We start from the raw sequence: 21,151 nt of genomic DNA, 5'->3' as shown, positions 1-21,151 counted from the left end.
CCGGGATCGGGGACGGGGAATCGGCCCCGATCCGGGGCCGGCGACTGGAGCACCGGCATCAGGCCTTGACCCCGACGGTCAGCCCGTGCTCGTAAGGCAACCCGGTGAGCGTCCGCACGGATGAGAAGCCGGCCAGGCGCATCCACTCCTCGTAGTCCCGGGCGGGGTACGCCATCCCCTGGCCGCTAGCGAGGACGTTGAGATAGAGCGAGAGGCGGGCGGAGTACCACCCGTGGGTCTCGTCGTCGGAGACATTGTATCCGTAGACGAAGACCCGGCCCCCTGCGGGAAGCGCATGGTACGCCTTGGTCAGTAGTTCCGTGATCTGTTCGCCGGAGAAGATCTCTAGGACATGGCTGAAGAGGATGGCGTCGAAGCCGTCCGGGAAGGGATCTCTGAAGAGATCGCCGGGACGCACCGTCACACGGTCACCGAGGTCCTGGGCAGTCGCCTCCGCCGCGATCTTCGAGACACTCGGAATGTCGAAGATCGTAATGGTGAGATGGGGATGGCGCGCGGCCAGGCGGGTGCTGGTGGTGCCATCACCGCCGCCGACGTCGAGTACCCGGCGTACGGAGGCGAACTCACCGGACTCCACGAGCGCATCGACGCTCTTGAGCGTGAACGCGCTCATGGCCCGGTGGAAGACAGCTTCCAGTTCGGGGTTGTGCGAAAGCCGCTGATAGAGCGTCGGCTCGTCTCCGGGGTGGGCAGCCAGGGCTGTGTTCGTCCCCGCCCTCAGCGCCTCTGTCATGTGCGCGAAGGCGGGATAGTAGATTTCCCGCCATCCGATCAGGATGTGCCGCCAACTGTTCGGGGCGTCGGTCGTGAGCAGGTCTTGGGCCACTCGCGAGTTGACGTAACGCCCGTCGCGCCGCTCTAGGAGCCCGGTGCTGCAGACGGCGTGCAATAGCACCCGCAACTGGTGAGCCGGAAGACCGGTGAAGGCATGAAGCTCGTCGAACGACACCGATGGGTTGTCGGCGAGAAACCGGAAGATGTCCAATTCCACTGCGGTCACGGTCGCGTTGAAGAGCGCTGGGGCATTCACCAGAAGGTCGAAGCGCTCGCGGACCGGATCGTCCTCTTCAGACACGGGGGGAGTGTACATCACTTATTCCCTCGGCGGCATGCCACAACCCGGCCACCGTCCCGACCCGGCGTCGCCCGTCGCCAGCTCGACGTCACCCACGCCCAACACCCGTGCGCCAACACCACCCACCTACACACCATCGCCAACCAGCACCTCGCGGGCGCGGCGGAGGTTGACCTTCTGCTGTTTCCCGAGTGCTTTTGTACGGCTGTTCCGTCAATTACCAGCATCTGCAAGGTCGGGCGTTGGAGGTCGGCGCGCCGGGTCTCACCGCGGCGCTCACGAGGCTCACCGGGATTCGTCAGATGCTGGTGCTCGGCGTGAGCGAGCGATCGGGCGAGTCGGCGGGCAGACTGCCACACTCGACCGCACCGATGCGTTCCTGTCGACGTCAGCACCGGTGATCGACACGTCGAAGTCCTGCAGCTTGGCGACATGGGTGCGGGACATCGAGACGCAGATCCAGGGGCGACACTGACCAGCGTGCCGGGATGCGACATGGCCATCGCCACACAAAGCGGCGAGTGCACCTTCGGATTCCTCTTCGGCATCGTTCTAAACGGCGGCCCGAAGTGGAACGCGACGACCCACAACGGTGACTGCACCGGCTCCGAATGGACCTCGCTGTTGAGCCGAGCAGCGGTGTGCACGGCGATTCCGACCGAAAGTGCGTCGGCCTGGTCGGTCTTGCTGCTGTGCCCAGCGGACAACAGCCGCACGCGGCGGGCCAGCTTCGCGGGCAGGTAGACCACGTCGGCGCCGTCGGCGCTCAGACGGGCGGTCAGCGCGGCGCCGAGACCGGTGGCGCCTTCGACCGCCCAGGTCGCGTGCGGTCAGCGGCCGGCGAAGCGGCGCAGCTGTCGATAGCCGCCGCGGTTGACCTCGATGCGGATCGAGGCCAGTGGCTGGAGTCGGTTGTCGACTGCGACGGCGGTCCAGGACGTCTTGTGAGGGTTGATCGCGATGACGACCGGGGCAGGTGCTGAGGGTGAGGCGGAGGGCACAGGGTCTCCTTGCAGGGCCGGGGAAAGGGGCCCGGCGAGGAGAGCAGACCAACTTCGGGCTCAACATATTCCTCTCGAGCCACTCCCGCCGGCGGTTGTGGCCGGGGCGCAGACCGTTAGGGAGCCAGCCCGTGGTCGGCAAGTGTTTTCCGAGCGACCCCGACCACAACCTCGAAGGGCATGGCTGCAGACCCTGATCTCCGGCCACCAATCCAACAAGTTGGAGACTTCTCTGCTGCCGACATGGCCTTGAACCTGCGCAACGGTTTCCTCCCCGCCTCGAATCTCTACGAACTCCTAGCCACCCGCTTCTCCGATGTCATTCGACTCTCCGAACAGTTCCGATGCATGCCCGAAATTATCGGATGGTCCTCTGCGCAGTTCTACGACGGCAGACTTATCCCACTCCGTCAGTTCGGGGCCGACCGCCTTGACCCCCTCAGAGTCGTGCAGGTCGACGACGCCATGGAAGAGGGACAACGGGCAACCCTGCGCAATCAGGTCGAAGCCAGCGCCGTCATCGATCACGTTCAAAAGAACATCGACGACCCGATGTGCCGCAACAAGACCATCGGCATCATCGCGCTGCAGAGCGGCAAGCAAACTCAAATCCTTGAGAATCTGCTCTACGAACGCATCGACCCGGCCGACATACGCCACCGACAAATCCGAGTTGGCCAACCACCCGACTTCCAAGGCGACGAACGCGACATCATCCTGCTGTCCATGGTCGTAAGGAAGGCCAGAACGGCTCTCACCGGCCGCACCGAGCAGCGCCGGTACAACGTCGCCGCCAGTCGCGCCCGCGACCAACTCTGGCTGTTCACCTCGGTGCCCCCTAACAGCCTGAATCCCACCGACCTTCGCCACTCCCTGCTGACCTACATGCTCCACCCTCCGGCGACCTTCACGATCGATCCCGAGCTCGATGACGTCACCCCCGACACCCGCACCGAACCCTTCGCCTGCCTGCTGCAGCAACGCGTCTTCCTGGAGCTGCGGCGCTGCGGCTACGCCGTAGTCCCGCACTACCCCGTCGACCACCGAGCCATCGATCTTGTCGTCGTCGGCGACAACGGCCGACTGGCCATCGAGTGCGACACACCCTCGCGGTACCGACAACCCGAGCAGGTCCAGCAGGAACTACACCGCGAGCGAGAATTACGCCGAGCCGGTTGGCAGTTCATTCGCATCCGGGACAGCGAATACCTGCATGACCCCGCTGCCGCCCTCGAACCACTCTGGCAGCAACTACAGCAACGAGGCATCGAACCCCGTTCACTGCCCGCAGCACCACGCCAGCAGCCACGTTGGAGACCCACAACGCTGTCCGACGACGAAGACGACCTCTAGGAGACCCGCGTGCTCGAGACTATCGACGACAACACCCTCGATGAGATCGCCCGAATCGCTTGTGGCGACGACTATCCCGTGTATCGACGTGGGGCCGAGCTGCCCAAGCTTCTCCAACAAGCCGGCTGGGAGAACGTCGCGCGGGTCTGCTGCACCGATAGGTGACAGTTTCAGTCGGGTCTGCTGCACCGCCGACCCCTGGTGCCGGAGAAGCGGGATCCCGGACCGAGGCCGAACTTCGGTGGCGGCTCCCGGTTGTCACGACGGGCCGAGGCCGTTGAGGAAGGTCTCCACGACCAGGTCGGCCGCCCGTGGGGGAGCCGTTTCGGGGAAGTGATGGGCGGCGGTCTCCACCAGTTGGTTGAGGACCGCCCGCGCCCAGGCCGGGGAGGTGTCGGGGCGAAGGTAGCCCTCATCGGAAGCGCGTTTGAGGAAGTCATTCAGTCGCTGACTCTGCTGCTGACGTCGTCTGTCGGCGGCGGGATCCGCGCGCATCATGCGGCGCGTGTCGACGGGCCAGTCACGGCTGACCGGAATGATCCCTTCCACGTAGCGGTGCAATGCGACCGCTACCGGCGCCTCCGTAAGCCGTGAATCGTCGAGGACTCGCTCCGCAGAGTCGAGCTTGGCCTGGAAGACGGCGCTGAGCAGGGCTTCGCGATTGGCGAAGCGGCGGTGAACGGTGGTGCGGTCCACTCCCGCCGCGCTGGCTATGGCGGAGATCGAGGTGCTCGGGTCCTCCGCCAGCAGGCGGGCCCCGGTGCGCAGGACGGCAGCGAGGTTGCGGGCGGCGTCAGCTCTCATGATAGCTCCAAGCGTAACAGTGGTAGTGGATAACCTCACGATCATCCTCGCCGAGGAGGTGTTCGAGGCCATTAGTGCTACAGTCAAGTTGTGGTTAGGTGAAGATCTACTACGCATATCTCGCGGCACAGGCGGGCTGAACCCGAGTGGGTTCAGTTCCAGACAGAAGGAGGTGCCATGGCACGGACATGGCTGATCACCGGCGGTTCCCAGGGTCTCGGGAAGGCCCTGACCCTGGCGGCACTCGGGGCAGGCGATCGAGTTGCGGTGACCTCGCGCAACCCACATTCGCTGACGGACCTGACTCGGGAGCACCCGGAGCGACTCCTGACCCTGCTGCTGGACGTCACCTCGCCTGAGGCGTGCCGCAAAGCGGTCGCGGCGGCCGTCGACCGGTTCGGCTCCCTCGACGTGGTGATCAACAATGCCGGTTACGCCGCCAGCAGTTCGGTGGAGGACTTCCCGGAGGACGAGTTCCGGGCACAGGTCGACGCAAACCTGTACGGAACCGTCAACGTGACCAGGGCGGCGCTGCCCGTCCTGCGCCGCCAGCGCGCCGGACACATCGTGCAGATCTCGTCCATCGGCGGGCGGGTCGGCGGCACCCCAGGCCTCAGCGCCTACCAGACGGCGAAATTCGGCGTCGAGGGCTTCTCCGAGGTGCTGGCGAACGAGGTCGCCCCGCTGGGCATCAAGGTGACGATCGTCGAGCCGGGCGGCATCCGTACCGGTTGGGCCGCCGGTGCCGCGACCGCCTCCGGCCAGCTCAGCGAGGGCTACGAGCAGACCGTCGGCGCGTGGTTGGAACGGTTCGCGGCCTACGCCGGCAACGAGCCTGGTGACCCGGCCCGGATGGCAAAGGCGATCGTCGACATCCTCGACGTGCCGGAGCCCCCGCGCCGACTGCTGCTCGGCAGCGACGCCCTGGAGATCGCGTTGAAATCGGGCGACGAGCGCAACACGGAGGCCCGGACGTGGGCCGAGGTCAGTCGTTCCACGGACCACCCGGTTAAGTCCTGACCGCCAGAGCCCGGCGACCTGCGGACTGTTCGTGGCCGAGCATGCGCTCAGGTCGCTTGTCGCGGCTCGGTGTGGAGGGCGCAGCTGTGCCCCGAAATTCCGTGAAAGTGTGGGTGGGACGCAATGACAAAGACACTCTTGGTGACCGGAGCGGGCGGAGGCCTCGGTCGGCACCTGGTCGATGCCGGGCTGCAGGCCGGGCACAACGTGCTTGCGACGGATTTGACCACCGACGTCCTGCCGGTGCCCGACCAACAGCAGGACAGGTTGCGCGTACTCGCCGTCGACGTGACCTCCAGCGCTGACGCACGGACGGCGGTCCAGTACGCGGTCAGCGAGTTCGGCCGCCTCGACGTGCTGGTGAACAGCGCCGGATACCGCAGCGTCGGCTCGATTGAAGACATGCCGGAGGACGAGTTCCGCCGGACCGTCGAGATCAATTTCTTCGGTGCGGTCAACATGGTGCGGGCCGCCCTGCCGGTGTTACGCCCACAGCGCTCCGGCAGCATCGTGAACGTCTCGACGATTGGCGGCCGACGCGCCCAGGCCGGCCTGGCGGCATATCAGGCGGCCAAGTGGGCGCTGGGCGGTTTCACGGAGATCCTCGCACGCGAGGTGGAGACGATCGGCATCCACGCCACCCTGGTCGAGCCGGGCGGCATTCGGACGCGGTGGGCGGCTGCCCCGATGTCCGTGCCGCCCATGCAGGACGAGTACGACGAGACAGTTGGCGCCTTCGTACGGACGTACCGTGACAATCCGGACGTGCAGCGCGGCGATCCAGCAAAAATGGCGCGTGTGATCCTGCGGATCACGGAGGAGCCGCAGCCGCCGGCGCGGCTCCTCCTGGGCTCGGACGCGGCCTGGCTCGCGCCATTGATCGCCGAGGCCCGGGCCACGGAGGACGCCGCGTGGCGCGAGGTGAGCCAATCCACGGATCTCGACGGTCTCGGCGACTTCACCGAGACCTCGGTCGCCAAGATGGTCCGCCCCCCAACTTCCCCAATCAGCTAGGGCGCACGCCCCACCGCGCCTGACGCCCGATTTCCCTCCCCTCACTAGAAAGACGTGACTGATGATTGTTCGCGACAAGCTCTACATCGGCGGTACCTGGATGACGCCCAGCAGTTCGAAGCTGCTGGAGATCCGCTCCCCGCACGACCAGTCCGTGCTCGGCGCGGTGGCCCAGGCCGCCAACGCCGATGTGGACGCGGCTGTCGCCGCCGCCCGCACGGCGTTCGACAACGGGCCGTGGCCGCATACGATCCCGGAGGAGCGCCAAGAGATCATCCGCCGCTACGACGCGTTGCGCGCCGCGCGGGCCGACGAGATTGCGGCAGCGATCTCGGCCGAGAACGGATCGGCCGGCTGGTTCACGAAGGCCGGCCAGCCTTTCCTGACCCGGCAGGTCAACGCCTACCTCAAGGCGGCCGAGGAGTTCGGCTGGGAAGAGGTCGTCGAGCCCTCCGACCCCACGGTGGCTTTCGACACCATCGTTCGGCGCGAGGCGATCGGCGTGGTCGCCGCGGTCATCCCGTGGAACTCGCCGTTCTCCGCCGCCACCGCCAAGCTGGTCCCCGCGCTGCTGGCCGGCAACACCGTGGTACTGAAGGTCTCCCCGGAGAACTCGCTGAGCATGATGCTGCTTGCCGACCTCTGGCACGAGGCCGGCCTCCCCGATGGCGTGCTCAGCATTCTCCCGGCGGACCGGGAGACCAGCGAACACCTCGTCTCGCACCCGGACGTTGACAAGATCTCGTTCACTGGGTCGACCCGGGCCGGCCGTCGTATCGCCTCGATCGCCGGGGAGCACCTCAAGCGGGTTGGCCTGGAGTTGGGCGGCAAGTCCGCCGCCATCATCCTGGCCGACGCCGACCTGCCAGCCGTGATGCAGGGGCTGCGCTTCGGTTCCCTGGGCAACAACGGCGAGGCCTGCATCCTGCAGACCCGGATCCTGGCGCCGCGCAGCCGCTACGACGAGGTCGTCGCGGCGCTGAAGGAGATGGTGGAGTCGCTGAAGGTCGGAGATCCGTCAGAGCCGGACACCTTCGTCGGCCCGATGATCCGGCCGGACCAGCAGCAACGCGTGATCGACTACATCAAGCTGGGTATCGCGGAAGGCGCCCGCCTGGTGACCGGTGGCCCCGAGGTGCCCCAGAGCCTGGAGCAGGGCAACTACGTCACCCCGACCGTCTTCGCCGATGTCAAGAACAGCATGCGCATCGCGCAGGAGGAGATTTTCGGCCCGGTCCTGGCTGTGATCGCCTATGACGACGAGGACGAGGCAGTGCGGATCGCCAACGACTCCGACTACGGTCTCTCCGGTGGAATCTGGACGACGAGCCCCGAGCGGGCCCTGGACATGGCCCGCCGACTGCGCACCGGCACTGTCACATTGAACGGCTCGCCGATTAGCTTCGATGGCCCGTTCGGCGGCTACAAGGCCAGCGGCCTCGGTCGCGAGTACGGCCAGGTCGGCCTGACCGGCTACATCGAGCACAAGACGGTCACCCGCCTGCGGTGACAGCCGACGGAGGGCTTTGAATCGCTGGTGCGCCCCGGTCCCCGCTGGCCGCATGCGTGGCGCTCACCACCTGCGTCCCCGCTCGGCCGCAGGCAAGGTGCCCCAACTCCTCGCGACTTTCGTCGGGCAGGAAATCCAGTGCCAGGCCCCGGAGGATAGTGCCAGGCCCCGGAGGATATAGCCCAGCGGCGGCGCGCAGGTCTCCTTCGAGGATTAGCCTCGGTCTTTCACTCGAATGGGAATCCATAGCTGCTGTTCGATGAAGTTGGTTGGCGTTTCTGTTGCCGCTTTGTTGGCATGCTGAGGGCCCGGCGCGGGGCCGGGTTCCTCCGTGTTGCTGGTTGGGGCGTGGGTCTCGAAGTCAGCCGGTGGGTCGGGGTAGTGCGGCGAGCTTGTTGAATGCGCTGGCCAGGGCGTCGGTCCAGGGCCAGTTGGCGGCGATGGCGAGTCGTGTCCGGCGGGCGGTGCGGGTGATTCGGGCTGCGACGTGCAGGAGCCGGTAACGCAGCTTCTTGGGCTCTGCTGTGGCCAACTCGCCGTCCAGGAGCAGGTTCTGGGTCCAGGCGAGCAGGTCGATACCGGTCAGGGCGAGTTGCAGCCATGCCTGGTTGATAGCGAACACCCGGGACGGGAACCGGCCGAAGCCGGTGTTCTTGGCGGTGCGGATGCGGTCTTCGACGCGGGCGTGCGCGCGGTGTCGGGCCTCCAGGTGCTGGATGCTGCGGCCGCCGGGTGGGGTGTCGGTGGCGACGACCTGATGCCGTCAGCCTTCGATGGTGTCGAGGACAGTTGGGCGCCGGGGTGCGGGCGTTCCCGGCGGACCAGGAACCGGGTGCCCTCCGGCCAGCCGGCGGCGTCGACTAGGCCGGTGATCTCGCAGACCTGCGCGTGATCTCGCAAGTCACCATCGGTGTCGACGGCGGGGACCCAGCCGGTCGCAGCCCGGATCGCCGCACGCACACCTTCGGTGATCGCGGCACTGACGGAGAGCCGGATGTCCAGGTGTTGCTCGCGCAGGCCGCGGATGTGAGCGAGGAAGCCATGGCTGGAACCAGCCGTATCGGCGCGCAGCAGGATCGGGGTGCCGTGCCGGCGGGCGTCGGGAATCTGAACGAGTGCCTGGTCGAGCACGGCTTGGTGGTCTTGCTCGGGCGTCGGTGGGGGCGCCCGATGGGATATCCGGCTGATAGCGGTGCCGGCGACCGCCCGCCTGGTTCAGGGACGGGCGCGGTTGGCCGTTGACCTGACGGCGCGGCATCGCGACCTCTTGGCGGAGGGCCAACAGTTCCGCGAGCACAGCCTGTCGCATCGGGCCGCGCAGAGCCGGGCTTCGAACATGCAAACCGACCAGATTGATCAGTGGAAACGCCATGACCACGCCGGTGCCTCAAACTAACGGAAACCCAGCTCACACCGGGTGCGACAAGTATTGGCAACGTAGAGCGGTCAGCCACTCGTCTCGCCGAAGACAGCAACGGCGATCTGGTACGAGTCAAAGGCCCGCGCCGCTCCGGCGTACGCCTCAAGGTGGATGAACAACTCGACGATCTCTTCCCTTGTCACACCACTGTTGAGGGCGATGCGCAGTTGGCCCCGCAACGGTTCATGCGTTCCGAGAGTCGCCGCGACGGCGACGGAAATCAGCGCGCGGACGCGGGTGTCGAGAACTCCACGGCTCCACGAGTCACCGAAGGTGTGTTCGGTGGCCAGCCGGCGGAAGTCCTCGCCGGAGGGCGGTTCCCCTTCTGCCAGGGGGAGCGTCAAGGGTTGACCGAGTAGCCGCCCGGCGGTATCGAGCGCGTCACGGTAGCGGTCACTCATGGCCGGTGTAATCCAGGGAGATGAGCATGCCGTCAACGTTTCCCTGTTCGGCGGCGCAGGGCCCCTGGATCGCGGAGGTTCACCCCAACGGGGTGCCACCCAGGGCCGCCTCATCGAGGCGAATGCCTCCGCTGACTGAACCCGCCCCATTCTATCTAAACGATCTATTTCATGTTCGCCTCGGACATGGAACAGTTGGTGCCGTCGGGGGAAGAGCTGCTGCGGGAATCTGCCGTTCCTGTTCAGCGTCAGCGACTTGCGACGGCAGGAGGGGCAGATCTGACGGCCCTGGCCGTCTACCGCAGCTCCGACATCGCAGCGGTCCGGCGACTCATCCGGATCCAGACTTTCGCCCTGGCGGTGCGAGCGCAGATCTGCGCGTTGCGGGAACACCTCGTTGCATCGCGTTGGTCGGCGCTGGATGCTCTGGCGCTGTGCGCGTTTGTGGTGGATTCCAGAGTTCGACGAAGGCGGTGAACCTGGTGCGCTCGCCACCGAAGAACGCGAGCGGCGCGGGCTGTCGTCAACGCCGGTCGACTGAAACTCACCAGGACCCCTGCGGTGGGCTCAATCTTGATGCCTGCACGTTCATTTCGGTCAGTCGATAGTCGAGCCAGTTGGCTGGCAAGATTGGACCATGCGTGGCCCGACTTCGATTCATGCTCACGCCCGGTAATGGGCGCGCGAGGTTGAGCCAACCCTGAACGTGCCGTAATCTATGAGCATGTGCACCCGAAATGGTGCACCGATGATACGTATAAGAGTTCGAATCCCCCTCGGGCACCAAATTTCGTGGAAAGTCACGACAAGTAGGTGAGAGCAACTGTCTCATTTGGGCTTACTTAGGGTCCAATTCGGTTGACAGGAAATGGCGTCCGTTCGCGGCGCGCTGACCGTCGCAGATTGGCAGTGCCGGGGCCTGCGCCTCCCGAAGGGACCTTCCCGCTACCGGAATCGGAGCGGAAAGGTCCCTTCGTCACGTCTCAGAGCGTAAGGGTCCAGGTGTTGATGTAGCCGGTGTCACCGGAGAAGACATCTCGCACTCGAAGCAGCCAGGTGCCGTTCGCCGGCTCGGTGGAGAGATTCGCGGTATAGGTGGTGTTGACGTTGTCGGCACCGTCGAAGAAGCTCTGGTTCTTCAGTCGGTAGGCCGTACCGTCCGGTGCCACCAGATCGATGATCAGGTCGCCGCGGAAGGTGTGCACGATATTGACGGCCACCGTGGACGCCGAGGAGGCGTTACGGTTGCAGTCGGTGATGACAATGCCGCTGGTCACCGCCGTGTTGCTGTCCGGTATCGCCACATCGGTGCCGTTGGTGCCCGAGCAGCCGCCGCCGCCCGAACCGGTCACTGTCAACGAGTAGGTGGCGCTGCGCGTACCCGCAGTACCGGCACCTGTGACACTGACGCTGTAGGTGCCGGAAGGAGTGCTCGCCGAGGTGGCGATGGTGAGCGCGGACGAGCTGCCCGAGGTCACCGTGGCTGGACTGAACGAGGCGGTGGCGCCACTCGGCAGCCCGCTCGCCGACAGGCTCACCAACTGCGCCGAGCCGCTGGTGGTCGCGGTAGTCACGGTGGCGCTGACCGAGCCGCCCGGCGCGGTCGAGCCGGCTGCCGGCGACACCCCGACGGAGAAGTCGTCCGCCGGTGGAGTGCCGTCGTTGACCACGTAGAGCAGCTTGTTCGGAGAACCGGTGCCGGGGTTGGTCACCACGTTGTTTGTCGCGTTGTTCACCAGGTAGTCCCGGACCTGCTGGGGGGTCCAGGTGGGGTTGGCGGAGGCGACCAGGGCAGCGGCACCGACCACGTGCGGGGTGGCCATCGACGTACCGCTGATCGTGTTGGTCGCGGTGTCGCTGTTGTACCAGGCCGAGGTGATCGATGAGCCGGGCGCGAAGATGTCCAGGCAGGTACCGATGTTGGAGAAGGACGACCGGGCGTCGGTGCTGGTGGTCGAGCCGACCGTGATCGCCTCTGTCGTCCGGGCCGGCGAGGTGTTGCAGGCGTTGGCGCCGTTGTCGTTGCCCGCGGCGAGACCGTAGGTCACACCCGAGTTGATCGAGTTGCGGACCGCAGTGTCGAGCGAGGAGTTCGCCCCGCCGCCGAGGCTCATGTTCGCCACGGCCGGCTTGATCGCGTTCGCGGTGACCCAGTCGACGCCGCCGATGACGCCGGCGTTGGTGCCACTGCCGGAGCAGTTCAGCACCCGTACGCCGACCAGTTGCACGCCCTTGGCCAGGCCGTACGAGGAGCCGCCGACGGTGCCGGCGACGTGCGTGCCGTGCCCGTTGCAGTCGTCGGCGGACCCGCCGTCGACCGCGTCGTAGCCGCTGGTGGCCCGGCCGCCGAAGTCGTTGTGGGAGAACCGGATGCCGGTGTCGATGATGTACGCGTGCACGTTGGTCGCGGTGTTCGGGTAGGTGTACGAGTTGTCCAGCGGCAGGTTGCGCTGGTCGACGCGGTCCAGACCCCAGGACGGGGGGTTCGGCTGTGTCCCGGAGATGCGGACCGTGTGGTTCTGCTCGACGTACGCGACTTCGGGATGCGCGGCGATCCTGGCCGCCGCCTTGGCACCGGCCGTGATCTCGAAGCCGCGCAAGGCCGTGGAGTAGGTCCGGACGACCGCTCCGCCGTGCTGGCCAACCAGTCCACTGGCGGTGGCGCCGACCTGCGCCCGACTCACCGCGCTCTCCTTGAACACCACGATGTAGCTGTCGCTGACAGCCGTGGCACCGCCGGCACTACGGATGTTGCCCTCCGGTTCGGCCGCCGCGGCTGGCGTGGCGGCTGTGAGTGCCAGCATCGCGACGGCGCCCACCACAATTGATCTTTTCGGGAGACTCATTCTCCCCTCCCTCCGATCGGCACCCGTTCGTCCGCTCGCCCACGACGAGGAATCGACGATGTCCGATTGAGAAGAGATTACTCAATGATGGCGGCAGAAGACAGATGTCAAATCTTCCATATCGCTCGTGAGATGGAAGTCGAGGTATGGCAATCCATTCCAGGCCGCAGGCATGGTGATCATTTCGAGGCGCGCTATCGATTCGTCGACAGCGCCACGCCACCTGAGGTGCCCGACCCCTGAACCAAGCGATTCGGCTACTGATTTTGATGGTTGACAGGCCGTACAGCAACGTGCGAGTGACCTCCGGTCAGCTGACGGCCCTCTGGTTCGCGCCTAACGCCAGCTGGGCGACGTTCCTCGACAAGGTCAAGCAGTTGTAGACAGCGTCGTTCGTCGCCGGTTCGCTTGACGCGCCGATTACCCGCGTCAGACAGCGGCTGGCCTCCCTGCCTTCGTCCTTGCGCGTCGGGTGCCTCCTCCGCCTGCCCGGCCGGTGAGGGCGGCGTGGCCCACATCGGCATCGGCTCCGCCTGAAAACTGGCTCTGGCACACAGCCGCCCCCTTTCCGTAGGTCAATTGGTGTCGACGATCATTCCGGCAGCGATGGTGCGGTTGGTGGTTTCGTCGATGAGGATGAAACCACCGGTCGTGCGGTTACGCCGGTATTCGTCGGCGAGGAGCGGGACGGTCGTACGCATGCGAACGCGGCCGATTTCGTTGAGTCCGAGTTCGGTGGCAGCCTCGTCACGATGCAGCGAGTTCACCTCGAGCCGGTAGTGCAGTTCGCGGATCACGGCCCGGGCGGTACGGGTGGTGTGCTTGATGGCGTACTTCGCGCCGGGGCGCAGCGGGGTGCTCTCGTCCATCCAGCAGATCATCGCCTCGATGTCCTGCGCGACCGCCGGGCCGTTGTTCGGCCGGCAGATCAGGTCGCCCCGGGAAATGTCGATCTCGTCGGTCAACCGGACCGTGACGGACATCGGCGGATACGCCTCGGTGACCGGTCCGTCCGCGGTCTCGATCCCCGCCACCCGGGAGGTGAGCCCGGAGGGAAGAACCAGAACCTCGTCCCCCGGCTTCAGCACACCCGAAGCGACCTGCCCGGCGTAACCCCGGTAGTCGGTGATCGTGGTCGACTGCGGGCGGATCACATACTGCACCGGGAACCGGACGTCGACCAGGTTGCGGTCACTCGCGATGTGCACCCGCTCCAGGTGGTGCAGCAGCGACGGGCCCTCGTACCACGGAGTGTGCTCCGAGCGCGTCACGATGTTGTCGCCGTGCAACGCCGAGACCGGGACGACGGCGAGATCCGGCACCTCCAACTTCGCCGCGAACGCGGTGAACTCATCCGAGATCCGCTCGAACACCTCCTGCGACCAGTCGACCAGGTCCATCTTGTTGACACACAGCACCAGGTGCGGCACCCGCAGCAACGAACACAGGAACGCGTGCCGGCGGGACTGCTCGACCAGACCCTTACGGGCGTCGACCAGGATCAACGCCAGGTCGGCGGTGGAGGCACCGGTGACCATGTTGCGGGTGTACTGGGTGTGGCCCGGGGTGTCGGCGATGATGAACTTCCGCCGGGGGGTGGCGAAGTACCGGTACGCCACGTCGATCGTGATGCCCTGCTCCCGCTCCGCCCGCAGGCCGTCGGTCAGCAACGCCAGATTCGTGTACTCGTCGCCCCGGGCCGCACTGACCGCTTCCACCGCCGCCAACTGGTCGGTGAACAACGACTTCGTGTCGTAGAGCAACCGGCCGATCAGCGTGGACTTACCGTCGTCGACACTGCCCGCCGTCGCGAACCGCAACAGGTCCATCGCCCGCCCCTCGGGCGCCGCGCCCTCGACCACCGGAACCGCGGTGCTGCTCATTAGAAGTAGCCTTCCCGTTTGCGGTCTTCCATCGCGGCCTCACTCACCCGGTCGTCACCCCGGGTCGCCCCGCGCTCGGTGATCCGGGTCGCCGCGACCTCCTCGATCACCAGGTCCACCGTGTCCGCCTCGGACAGCACCGCCGCCGTGCACGAGGCGTCGCCGACGGTCCGGTACCGCACCCGCGCCTTGAACGGCTCCTCCGACCTGCGGGGCGCGATGAACTCGTTCACCGCGTAGAGCATCCCGTCGCGTTCGATCACCGTACGTTCGTGGGCGTAGTAGATCGACGGCAACGCCAACCGCTCCCGGGCGATGTAGTGCCAGATGTCGAGCTCGGTCCAGTTCGACAACGGGAACACCCGGATCGACTCACCCCGGTGGTGGCGCCCGTTGTACAACGACCACAACTCCGGCCGCTGGTTCTTCGGATCCCACTGACCGAAGTCGTCCCGGAAGCTGAACATCCGCTCCTTGGCCCGGGCCTTCTCCTCGTCCCGCCGCGCCCCACCGAACGCCGCGTCGAACCGGTACTTCTCCAGCGCGGCCAACAACACAGGCGTCTGGATCCGGTTGCGCGTCCCGTCAGCGGGCTCGCGGACCAGGCCCGCCTCCAGCGCCTCCGGCACGCTCGCCACCACCAACTGCAGGCCGAGCTCGGCCACCTGCTGGTCCCGGTAGTCCAACACCTCGTCGAAGTTGTGCCCGGTGTCGACGTGCAGCACCGGGAACGGGATCTGGGCCGGTGCGAACGCCTTCTGCGCCAACCGCAGCATGACTATCGAGTCCTTGCCACCCGAGAACAGCAGCACCGGGCGTTCCAGTTCGGCCACCACCTCGCGTATGACGAAGATGCTCTCCGCCTCGAGCGCGTCCAGGTGCGACACCTGGTATGCCGCCGGAGTGGTCATGTCCACCGTATCCATCGGGGGTCAGCCGGCTGCCGTGGCCGTTGCCGGCGTGCGGGTCAGGTGTTGCCGCAGCGCGGCGAGGAGCGGGGTGGCCAGATCCGGCTGGCACACGACCAGATCCGGCAGCCGCGGATCGGCCTCGTTGTAGCTCAACGCTGTTCCATCGATGCGGGAAGCGTGCATTCCCGTGGCCGTCGCCACCGCCACCGGCGCCGCCGAATCCCACTCGTACTGACCGCCCGCGTGCACGTACGCGTCGACCTCGCCACTGATCACCGCGGCGATCTTCGCCCCCGCCGACCCCATCGGCACCAGCTCCGCCCCGACCTGATCCGCCAACTCGGTCAGGAACGCCGGCGGCCGACTCCGACTCACTGCCAAGCGGATCGTCCGACCGCCGACCGCCGTCGGTCGGGGTGGGGGTATCTCGGTGCCGAGGGTACGGAGCTGGGCCGGCAGGGCGATGGCACCCGCGACGAGGCGGTGCTCCGTCGCCGCGTTCCGTTGCCAGAGTGCGACATGCACCGCCCAGTCCGTCCGGCTCGGCTCGGAGAACTCGCGGGTCCCATCCAACGGATCGATGATCCACACCCGGTTGGCGGCCAGCCGCTCCGGCGGAGGGCCGGCCGCATCCGTGGCCCAGGCCTGCCGTGCGCCGTCGTCCTCCTCCGAGAGCACGGCGTCGGCGCTCCTGCACCGGGCCAGCTCATCGCGGAGCAGTTGGTGCGACGCCCGGTCACCCGCGCGCTTCAACGCGGCCGGGTCGGCGTGACCATGTTCGGCGCGGACGCGCAGCAGCAACCGGCCGGCCCGCTCGGCCAGCCAGGCGGCGAAAGCGCCATCCGACGCGGGGGCTTCGGACCTGGGGGGTTCCAGCACGTTCATCGACGAGCACCTCCGGTAGACGCGGGGACCGTGCCGTTCACTGGACGGCACGCCGACTGAAACTTCGTACGCTGGTGACCGTGACCATCGCGGCCACCCCGGTCAGGACCAGCAGACAGACCCAGGCCGGTATGTGCGCGACGTTGGGCAACATGGCCCCGCGTACGCCCTCGGAGACGTAGGTCATCGGGTTGAGGGCGGTGACCGTCTGGAACCAGGGCATCGAGGAGAGCCGCGGCCACGGGTAGTGGATGCAACCGGTCCAGATGATCGGGGTCACGACCAGCGAGAACGTGATGTTGATCCGTTGGATGGGCAGAATCGTCGCCAATGTCATGCCGATGCCGCCCCCGATCCATCCGCCGAGCAGGACCGTCAGCAGGACCATCGGCAGCCGTCCGGGCTGCCAGGGTGCCGAGCCGACCATCAGCGCGCCCAGTGGGTATATGAGGGCTGCGGCGATGAGCCCGCGCAGCATCGCGACCACGAGCTTGCCGACGGCGACCAGGTTCGTCGACAGCGGGGCGAGAAGCCGGTCCTCGATCTCCCGGGTGAAGCCGAACTCCTTCACCAGTGGCAGTGCGACGCTCTGCAACGCGGTGGTGAGCGCGGCGAGCGCGATGATGCCGGGCAGGAACAGGTCGGCGAAGTTCCCGGCGACGACGCCCTGCCCGCCGAGCACCTTGACGAAGACGAAGAGCATGAACAGTGGGGTGAGGCCGACCTGGACCAGGATGACCCAGAGTTCCTTACCGGTGACCAGCAGGTCCCGGCGCAGGATGGCCAGGAAGACCCGGTGCGCGCTGGGTCTCGGAGGTGTCGCGGTGGTGCTCGTCGCCGCTGCCGGCGGAGCGTCGAGGTCGGTCACCGTGGGTCCCTTCCGGTCAGTCCGATGAAGACGTCTTCGAGGCTTGGCTCGGCGATGTGGACGTCGGTGAGGGTCGCCGACCGGGTGGTCACGATGGCGAGCGCCGGCCCGAGCACGGCGGCGGGGTCGGTGGCGAGATGCAGCCGGAACCGGACGCGCTGACGCCCGCCGGGGTCGGGGGTGAGCGTGGCGACCGCCCGTTCCCGGCGGGCCAGTGCGGCCAGTGCGGCAGCCGGTGTACCCGCGCCGAACCCCGCGCCGCCCCCGAGGCCGAGGCCGGAGCGGAGGTTGGCGGCCCCACCGCCGGGCGGTGCGGCCGCGGCGAGCCGTTCACCCTTGCGTACGCCGGCGACCTCGGACAGCGCACGCAACAGCTCGTCCGGTTCGTCATGCGCGGCCGGGGTGACCGTCAGGTCGAGGATCGAACGTCCGGCGAGCCCTCTGACCAGGTTGCCCGGCGTGTCCAGGGTGAGCAGCCGGCCCTGGTCGACGATGCCGACCCGGTCGATCAGGGCAGCGGCCGCGTTCATCTGGTGCGTGGTCAGCACGACCGTCACGCCGCGCCCGCGCATCTCACGGATCTGGCTCCAGATCGACCGCCGGGACTGCGGGTCCAGCCCGTTGGTGGGCTCGTCGAGGAAGAGCACCGCCGGTTCGTGGATCAGTGCCCGGGCGATCATGAGCCGTTGCGCCATGCCGCCCGAGTACGCCTCGATCCGCTTGTCCGCCCGATCCGTCAGGCCGAAACGGTCCAGCAGCGCATCGGCCCGGGCGTTGCGTACGGCGCGGCCGACACCGTGGTACGCGGCGTGGTACAGCAGGTTCTGTCGTGGAGTCAGCGAGCGGTCCAGGTTGTTGTGCTGGGGTACGACGGCCAACTGGGCACGGGCCGCGACCGGGTCGCCGACCACGTCAACCCCGCCGACCAGCGCCCGGCCCGCGGACGCCCGCAGCCGGGTGGTGAGGATGCCGATGGTGGTCGACTTGCCGGCACCGTTCGGTCCCAGCAGCCCGAAGATCTCGCCGGGGGCCACGGTGAAGGACAGCCCGTCCACGGCTGGGGTCGTGCTCCCGGGATAGCGTTTGACGAGGTCGGCGACCTCGACCGCGGCCGGGCTGCCACCACTGCTGGGCATCTGCTGCTCCCTGTCCTGAGTTGTCGGGTGGATGGGCGTCGGTCGGGTCAGCCGCCGGTTCGGGGGTGTGCCTCGAAGAAACGCCAGATGGTCTCGGTCGCGTCCAGTGCGGTCGCGGGTGGATCCAGGCCGAGGAGGCGTTGCGCCTCCGGTCTGGGGCCGGCGGCGCCGGGCCACTGGTGGCCGGCGTCGTCGACGGTGACCAACTCGACAGCCCGTCCCCCGGGGCAGGCGGCGGTCGAGGTACTGACCGGGCCCGCGGCGGTGGTCACCGGCGCGTCGCATCCGTCGGTCTTCCGCCACTGGCCGAGCAGGTCGGGGATGGGCGGGCCGTCGATCTTGACCGGATTGCGTCCGGTCCCGTCGTTGTCCCGTTTGCCCGGGCCACCGTCGAGCGGCACCGTCTGGTCCGCCTTTCCGTGGATGTGGATCACGGAGGTCGGTGCGGGGGACGGGCAGGGGCCGAGTTGGGTCGCCGCCACCGGTCCGATCGCGGCGAACAGCTTCGTGTCGCACGCCAGGCGGTATGCGAGCATCCCGCCGTTGGAGATCCCGGTGGCGTAGACGCGGGCGCGGTCCACCGGAAGCTGGTCGGCCACGGAGGAGACGAGTTGTTGGATGAAGGCCACGTCGTCCACGCCGTCGCGGGCGGGCGGGCCGCAGCAGTCCGGGCTCACCGCCCAGGAACGGCTCAACCCGTCGGGGTACGCGACGACAAAGCCCTCGCGGTCCGCCATCGCGTTCCAGCCGTACGCGGTTTCGGCCTGACTGCCCGTGCCCAGCGCGCCGTGCAGCATGACCACCAATGGGACTGCGGTCGACCGGGCGAGGTTCGCCGGCAGGTAGAGGCGGAAGCCGCGCTCCTGCCCGTCGATCACGAGGGTGTGCGTCGAGGTGCCACTCGGCATGGTGGACACCGGTCCGACGTCGTGCGGCTTCGGGTCGTCCCGGAACATCCCGCAACCGGCCAGCAGGGTGAGCGCTCCGACGAGCGGCAGGACCGCGAGCAGGTGTCGCCACCGGCCGTACCGAATCGAACGGCCAGTCCAAGATCTACTAATTTGCGTCATATTCGCACCCTGGCATAGGGATGTTCGAGATTTGTAAGGATTCGTACTGGATGGTGTATCCGTGCGGTCGGCCCCGCCCGTGGCTGTCGCGACGCACGGACGGGGCCAGCCGGCTAACAGTGCTTCACACTGAGTTGGATCAGTTCCCAGCCGCCCTCGGGAACGTCATCGTCGGGGTCCGTACGCAGGTTCATCGGATTGGCCATGCCAAGGTAGAGGGTCGACCCGTCGGCGACCATGTTGCGGATCCCGTAGTTCAGGTAGTTGCCGAGCCCGCTGTTGTCCACCACCGTGGCCGGCTTGCTGGTCGAGTCGAACACGAAGAGGTCGCCGCCGTAGACCGGTGCCGGCGGGGGGTCGTCGGCCAACACGGAGGCGTCGCCGAGCTCGGCCGCGGCCGGACCGGTGACACCCAACAGCCGGGCGGTCTCCTGGCCCAGATCCTTGGAGATGTAGCTCCAGTCCATGGTGCCCACGTAGAGTTTCCCGCCGGCCACCGCCATCTTCCAGGTGTAGTTGTTGTACGGGTTGCCCATGCCCGAGGGGCCGTACAGCGGGGTGTAGCCGGTCGAGGCGGCCGCCCACAGGCCCGCGCCGCCGTTGCCCGCCGGGTCGTAGGCGGGCAACTGGGGTGCGCCGTACAACAGGTCCACCCGCTGGTGGCTGCCGCCGAAGCTCTTACCTCGGAAGATGCTGATCGCCCGCTGCGTGCTGCGTACCGTGGCGCGTAGCGCGGTCTCGTCCGCCGGTGGGTAGGTCGCGATGTGCACGGTGGTCGCCTTCATCGGCACGTGCATCGTGCCCCAGTAGAGATAGCCGTTGAAGGAGGCGAGCCCACCCAGCGCGTAGGTGCGGGCCACCACCGGGTCGGGCTCGTACCCGTCGACCGACCAGACCTGGGTCCAGCTGTCGGCGTCGGCCGGTGTGAGACCGCGTTCCCCCTGCGACAGCTTCGGGCTCATCCACACCCCGGCGACCCCGGACAGCGGCTCGTCGGTCGTGCCGGGCACGGCCGCCGCCAGGGCGTCGTCACCGGAACCCGTCCAGGTCGTCACGAAGATCCGCCCGTCGTGCACGGTGAGATCCGCGGCCTGGGCCGGCAGGTTCGCGACCTCGACGAAACTGAACGGGTTGCTCCGGGAGCCGGTCCACCGCAGCACGTGCCCCCGGTTGCCGCCGTTCGCGCCCACCCCGACACCCGCGTAGAGCGCGCCGTCGGCAACCACGAAGTGGCGGATGTTGCCGTACGCCAGCAGGTTGACCGAGCCGAGGAAGGCGCCGGTGCCGGTGTCGAAGGCGAACAGGTTGATGCTCTCGCCCAGGGCGGGCCCTCCCAGGAACGCCACGCCCTGATGGGTGCCGGCGGCGCGGATTCCGGCGGTCGTGCTCAGCCGGTTGGCGTCGGTGGTGGAGGCGTTCTTGACCGCGTCGGTCTTCTCCGTCAACCGCCGCGAACGTTTGTCGTACGTGTACAGGCGAGGCGGGCGATGGTCGCCGAGGGTGGCGGGCAGGGTCGGGTTGCGTTTCGCGATCTGACTCTCGCCGTACTCGCACACCCAGTCGTCGTTCAGGTTCGGCGTCGTGTTGCGCAGGTTGCGCCCGCTGGTCAGGCAGTTGACGTTCGCTCCGGTGCCGAACCACAGGCTCTGCTCGGTCTGGGTCATGCCCCACAGGTAGGACTGGTTCACCTTCGACTGACCGGTGGCGCACGGAGGACCGGCTGGATAGGCCACACCGACACCGGCGAAGCACTCGTCCGGGGCACCCTTCCCGATCAGCTTCCGCTCGTAGCGCGGCTGATGTCCGGCCGCACCCGGCGCATCCGCGTCGATCGCCGCGGCGGCCGACGCCGGTGCCGCGAGCACGAACAGCAGTCCCAGTACGGCGGCCGCGGCGAGCGGTCGCCGGCCCGACATCCGGAATGGTTTCACAA

General features: G+C 67.4%; 19 protein-coding genes and 1 pseudogene. 7 read left to right on the top strand and 13 right to left on the bottom strand.

Annotated features, from left to right (window positions below; translation table 11 throughout):
• Positions 1 to 58: 58 nt before the first annotated feature.
• A complete protein-coding gene (locus tag ACGFIW_RS19405; RefSeq protein ID WP_393317300.1) occupies positions 59 to 1,096 on the bottom strand; it encodes a methyltransferase in 1,038 nt (345 codons plus the stop codon).
• Between the two features lie 495 nt (positions 1,097 to 1,591).
• On the opposite strand from ACGFIW_RS19405, the gene ACGFIW_RS19400 reads away from it, so the two are divergent.
• A complete protein-coding gene (locus tag ACGFIW_RS19400) occupies positions 1,592 to 1,840 on the top strand; it encodes a hypothetical protein (protein ID WP_393317297.1) in 249 nt (82 codons plus the stop codon).
• Between the two features lie 86 nt (positions 1,841 to 1,926).
• Here the strand turns inward: ACGFIW_RS19400 and ACGFIW_RS19395 are convergent, their stop codons facing one another.
• A complete protein-coding gene (locus ACGFIW_RS19395) occupies positions 1,927 to 2,097 on the bottom strand; it encodes a hypothetical protein (RefSeq protein WP_393317294.1) in 171 nt (56 codons plus the stop codon).
• Positions 2,098 to 2,340: 243 nt separating this feature from the next.
• Between ACGFIW_RS19395 and ACGFIW_RS19390 the strand changes: the two genes are divergently transcribed.
• On the top strand, positions 2,341 to 3,450 hold the full coding sequence (locus ACGFIW_RS19390; protein WP_393317291.1) for an AAA domain-containing protein: 1,110 nt from the start codon (positions 2,341 to 2,343) through the stop codon (positions 3,448 to 3,450).
• A 9-nt stretch (positions 3,451 to 3,459) separates the two neighbouring features.
• On the top strand, positions 3,460 to 3,615 hold the full coding sequence (locus tag ACGFIW_RS19385) for a hypothetical protein (protein WP_393317288.1): 156 nt from the start codon (positions 3,460 to 3,462) through the stop codon (positions 3,613 to 3,615).
• Between the two features lie 93 nt (positions 3,616 to 3,708).
• On the opposite strand, the gene ACGFIW_RS19380 is transcribed toward ACGFIW_RS19385, so the two are convergent.
• Positions 3,709 to 4,254 (bottom strand): TetR/AcrR family transcriptional regulator, encoded by a 546-nt coding sequence (locus ACGFIW_RS19380; protein ID WP_130402258.1) that lies wholly within the window; start codon positions 4,252 to 4,254, stop codon positions 3,709 to 3,711.
• Between the two features lie 177 nt (positions 4,255 to 4,431).
• On the opposite strand from ACGFIW_RS19380, the gene ACGFIW_RS19375 reads away from it, so the two are divergent.
• From ACGFIW_RS19375 to ACGFIW_RS19365, 3 genes are all read left to right on the top strand, one after another.
• Positions 4,432 to 5,274: an oxidoreductase gene (locus tag ACGFIW_RS19375; protein ID WP_393317285.1), complete on the top strand. Its 843-nt coding sequence runs from the start codon at positions 4,432 to 4,434 to the stop codon at positions 5,272 to 5,274.
• Positions 5,275 to 5,415: 141 nt separating this feature from the next.
• A complete protein-coding gene (locus tag ACGFIW_RS19370) occupies positions 5,416 to 6,288 on the top strand; it encodes an SDR family NAD(P)-dependent oxidoreductase (RefSeq protein ID WP_393317282.1) in 873 nt (290 codons plus the stop codon).
• 61 nt (positions 6,289 to 6,349) lie between these two features.
• Positions 6,350 to 7,798 carry an aldehyde dehydrogenase gene (locus ACGFIW_RS19365; RefSeq protein ID WP_393317279.1) on the top strand — a complete coding sequence of 483 codons (1,449 nt, stop codon included), beginning with the start codon at positions 6,350 to 6,352 and terminating at the stop codon, positions 7,796 to 7,798.
• 361 nt (positions 7,799 to 8,159) lie between these two features.
• Here the strand turns inward: ACGFIW_RS19365 and ACGFIW_RS19360 are convergent.
• A pseudogene (locus tag ACGFIW_RS19360) lies at positions 8,160 to 8,941 on the bottom strand (transposase); the annotation flags it as partial.
• Positions 8,942 to 9,244: 303 nt separating this feature from the next.
• Positions 9,245 to 9,619, bottom strand: a complete 375-nt coding sequence (locus ACGFIW_RS19355; protein ID WP_393317276.1) for a carboxymuconolactone decarboxylase family protein — start codon at positions 9,617 to 9,619, stop codon at positions 9,245 to 9,247.
• Between the two features lie 171 nt (positions 9,620 to 9,790).
• Between ACGFIW_RS19355 and ACGFIW_RS19350 the strand changes: the two genes are divergently transcribed.
• Complete coding sequence (locus ACGFIW_RS19350) at positions 9,791 to 10,096, top strand: hypothetical protein (protein ID WP_393317273.1); 306 nt, start codon at positions 9,791 to 9,793, stop codon at positions 10,094 to 10,096.
• A 506-nt stretch (positions 10,097 to 10,602) separates the two neighbouring features.
• Here the strand turns inward: ACGFIW_RS19350 and ACGFIW_RS19345 are convergent.
• From ACGFIW_RS19345 to ACGFIW_RS19310, 8 genes are all read right to left on the bottom strand, one after another.
• On the bottom strand, positions 10,603 to 12,465 hold the full coding sequence (locus ACGFIW_RS19345) for a S8 family serine peptidase (protein ID WP_393317270.1): 1,863 nt from the start codon (positions 12,463 to 12,465) through the stop codon (positions 10,603 to 10,605).
• 575 nt (positions 12,466 to 13,040) lie between these two features.
• Positions 13,041 to 14,348, bottom strand: coding sequence for a sulfate adenylyltransferase subunit 1 (locus ACGFIW_RS19340; protein ID WP_393317267.1), 1,308 nt, complete (start codon positions 14,346 to 14,348; stop codon positions 13,041 to 13,043).
• On the bottom strand, positions 14,348 to 15,259 hold the full coding sequence (gene cysD, locus ACGFIW_RS19335; RefSeq protein ID WP_393317264.1) for a sulfate adenylyltransferase subunit CysD: 912 nt from the start codon (positions 15,257 to 15,259) through the stop codon (positions 14,348 to 14,350). The genes ACGFIW_RS19340 and cysD overlap by 1 nt, the downstream gene beginning before the upstream one ends.
• A 21-nt stretch (positions 15,260 to 15,280) precedes the next feature.
• Positions 15,281 to 16,144 (bottom strand): 3'(2'),5'-bisphosphate nucleotidase CysQ, encoded by an 864-nt coding sequence (locus tag ACGFIW_RS19330; RefSeq protein ID WP_393317261.1) that lies wholly within the window; start codon positions 16,142 to 16,144, stop codon positions 15,281 to 15,283.
• A gap of 37 nt (positions 16,145 to 16,181) precedes the next feature.
• Positions 16,182 to 17,012: an ABC transporter permease gene (locus tag ACGFIW_RS19325; protein WP_393317258.1), complete on the bottom strand. Its 831-nt coding sequence runs from the start codon at positions 17,010 to 17,012 to the stop codon at positions 16,182 to 16,184.
• Entirely contained in the window at positions 17,009 to 18,148 is a 1,140-nt protein-coding gene (locus ACGFIW_RS19320; RefSeq protein WP_393317255.1) for an ABC transporter ATP-binding protein, read from the bottom strand. The genes ACGFIW_RS19325 and ACGFIW_RS19320 overlap by 4 nt, the downstream gene beginning before the upstream one ends.
• Before the next feature lie 47 nt (positions 18,149 to 18,195).
• Positions 18,196 to 19,218 (bottom strand): alpha/beta hydrolase family esterase, encoded by a 1,023-nt coding sequence (locus ACGFIW_RS19315; protein ID WP_393317252.1) that lies wholly within the window; start codon positions 19,216 to 19,218, stop codon positions 18,196 to 18,198.
• A gap of 113 nt (positions 19,219 to 19,331) precedes the next feature.
• Positions 19,332 to 21,134, bottom strand: a complete 1,803-nt coding sequence (locus tag ACGFIW_RS19310) for a hypothetical protein (protein WP_393317249.1) — start codon at positions 21,132 to 21,134, stop codon at positions 19,332 to 19,334.
• Positions 21,135 to 21,151: the final 17 nt, after the last annotated feature.

The organism is Micromonospora sp. NPDC048935 (genome assembly GCF_043197875.1).
In the GTDB taxonomy this organism is placed as follows: domain Bacteria; phylum Actinomycetota; class Actinomycetes; order Mycobacteriales; family Micromonosporaceae; genus Micromonospora.
Note: the sequence above shows the minus strand (reverse complement) of the source record. Positions and strands in the feature narration are given on the sequence as shown.

Excerpts from the sequence above, each read along its gene's own strand:
- ACGFIW_RS19390 (WP_393317291.1), top strand. The coding sequence starts at position 2,341 with ATGGCCTTGAACCTGCGCAACGGTTTCCTCCCCGCCTCGAATCTCTAC.
- ACGFIW_RS19315 (WP_393317252.1), bottom strand. The coding sequence starts at position 19,218 with ATGACGCAAATTAGTAGATCTTGGACTGGCCGTTCGATTCGGTACGGC.
- ACGFIW_RS19355 (WP_393317276.1), bottom strand. The coding sequence starts at position 9,619 with ATGAGTGACCGCTACCGTGACGCGCTCGATACCGCCGGGCGGCTACTC.
- ACGFIW_RS19400 (WP_393317297.1), top strand. The coding sequence starts at position 1,592 with ATGGCCATCGCCACACAAAGCGGCGAGTGCACCTTCGGATTCCTCTTC.
- cysD (WP_393317264.1), bottom strand. The coding sequence starts at position 15,259 with ATGACCACTCCGGCGGCATACCAGGTGTCGCACCTGGACGCGCTCGAG.
- ACGFIW_RS19310 (WP_393317249.1), bottom strand. The coding sequence starts at position 21,134 with ATGTCGGGCCGGCGACCGCTCGCCGCGGCCGCCGTACTGGGACTGCTG.
- ACGFIW_RS19365 (WP_393317279.1), top strand. The coding sequence starts at position 6,350 with ATGATTGTTCGCGACAAGCTCTACATCGGCGGTACCTGGATGACGCCC.
- ACGFIW_RS19320 (WP_393317255.1), bottom strand. The coding sequence starts at position 18,148 with ATGCCCAGCAGTGGTGGCAGCCCGGCCGCGGTCGAGGTCGCCGACCTC.
- ACGFIW_RS19330 (WP_393317261.1), bottom strand. The coding sequence starts at position 16,144 with ATGAACGTGCTGGAACCCCCCAGGTCCGAAGCCCCCGCGTCGGATGGC.
- ACGFIW_RS19345 (WP_393317270.1), bottom strand. The coding sequence starts at position 12,465 with ATGAGTCTCCCGAAAAGATCAATTGTGGTGGGCGCCGTCGCGATGCTG.
- ACGFIW_RS19380 (WP_130402258.1), bottom strand. The coding sequence starts at position 4,254 with ATGAGAGCTGACGCCGCCCGCAACCTCGCTGCCGTCCTGCGCACCGGG.
- ACGFIW_RS19375 (WP_393317285.1), top strand. The coding sequence starts at position 4,432 with ATGGCACGGACATGGCTGATCACCGGCGGTTCCCAGGGTCTCGGGAAG.
- ACGFIW_RS19340 (WP_393317267.1), bottom strand. The coding sequence starts at position 14,348 with ATGAGCAGCACCGCGGTTCCGGTGGTCGAGGGCGCGGCGCCCGAGGGG.
- ACGFIW_RS19350 (WP_393317273.1), top strand. The coding sequence starts at position 9,791 with ATGTTCGCCTCGGACATGGAACAGTTGGTGCCGTCGGGGGAAGAGCTG.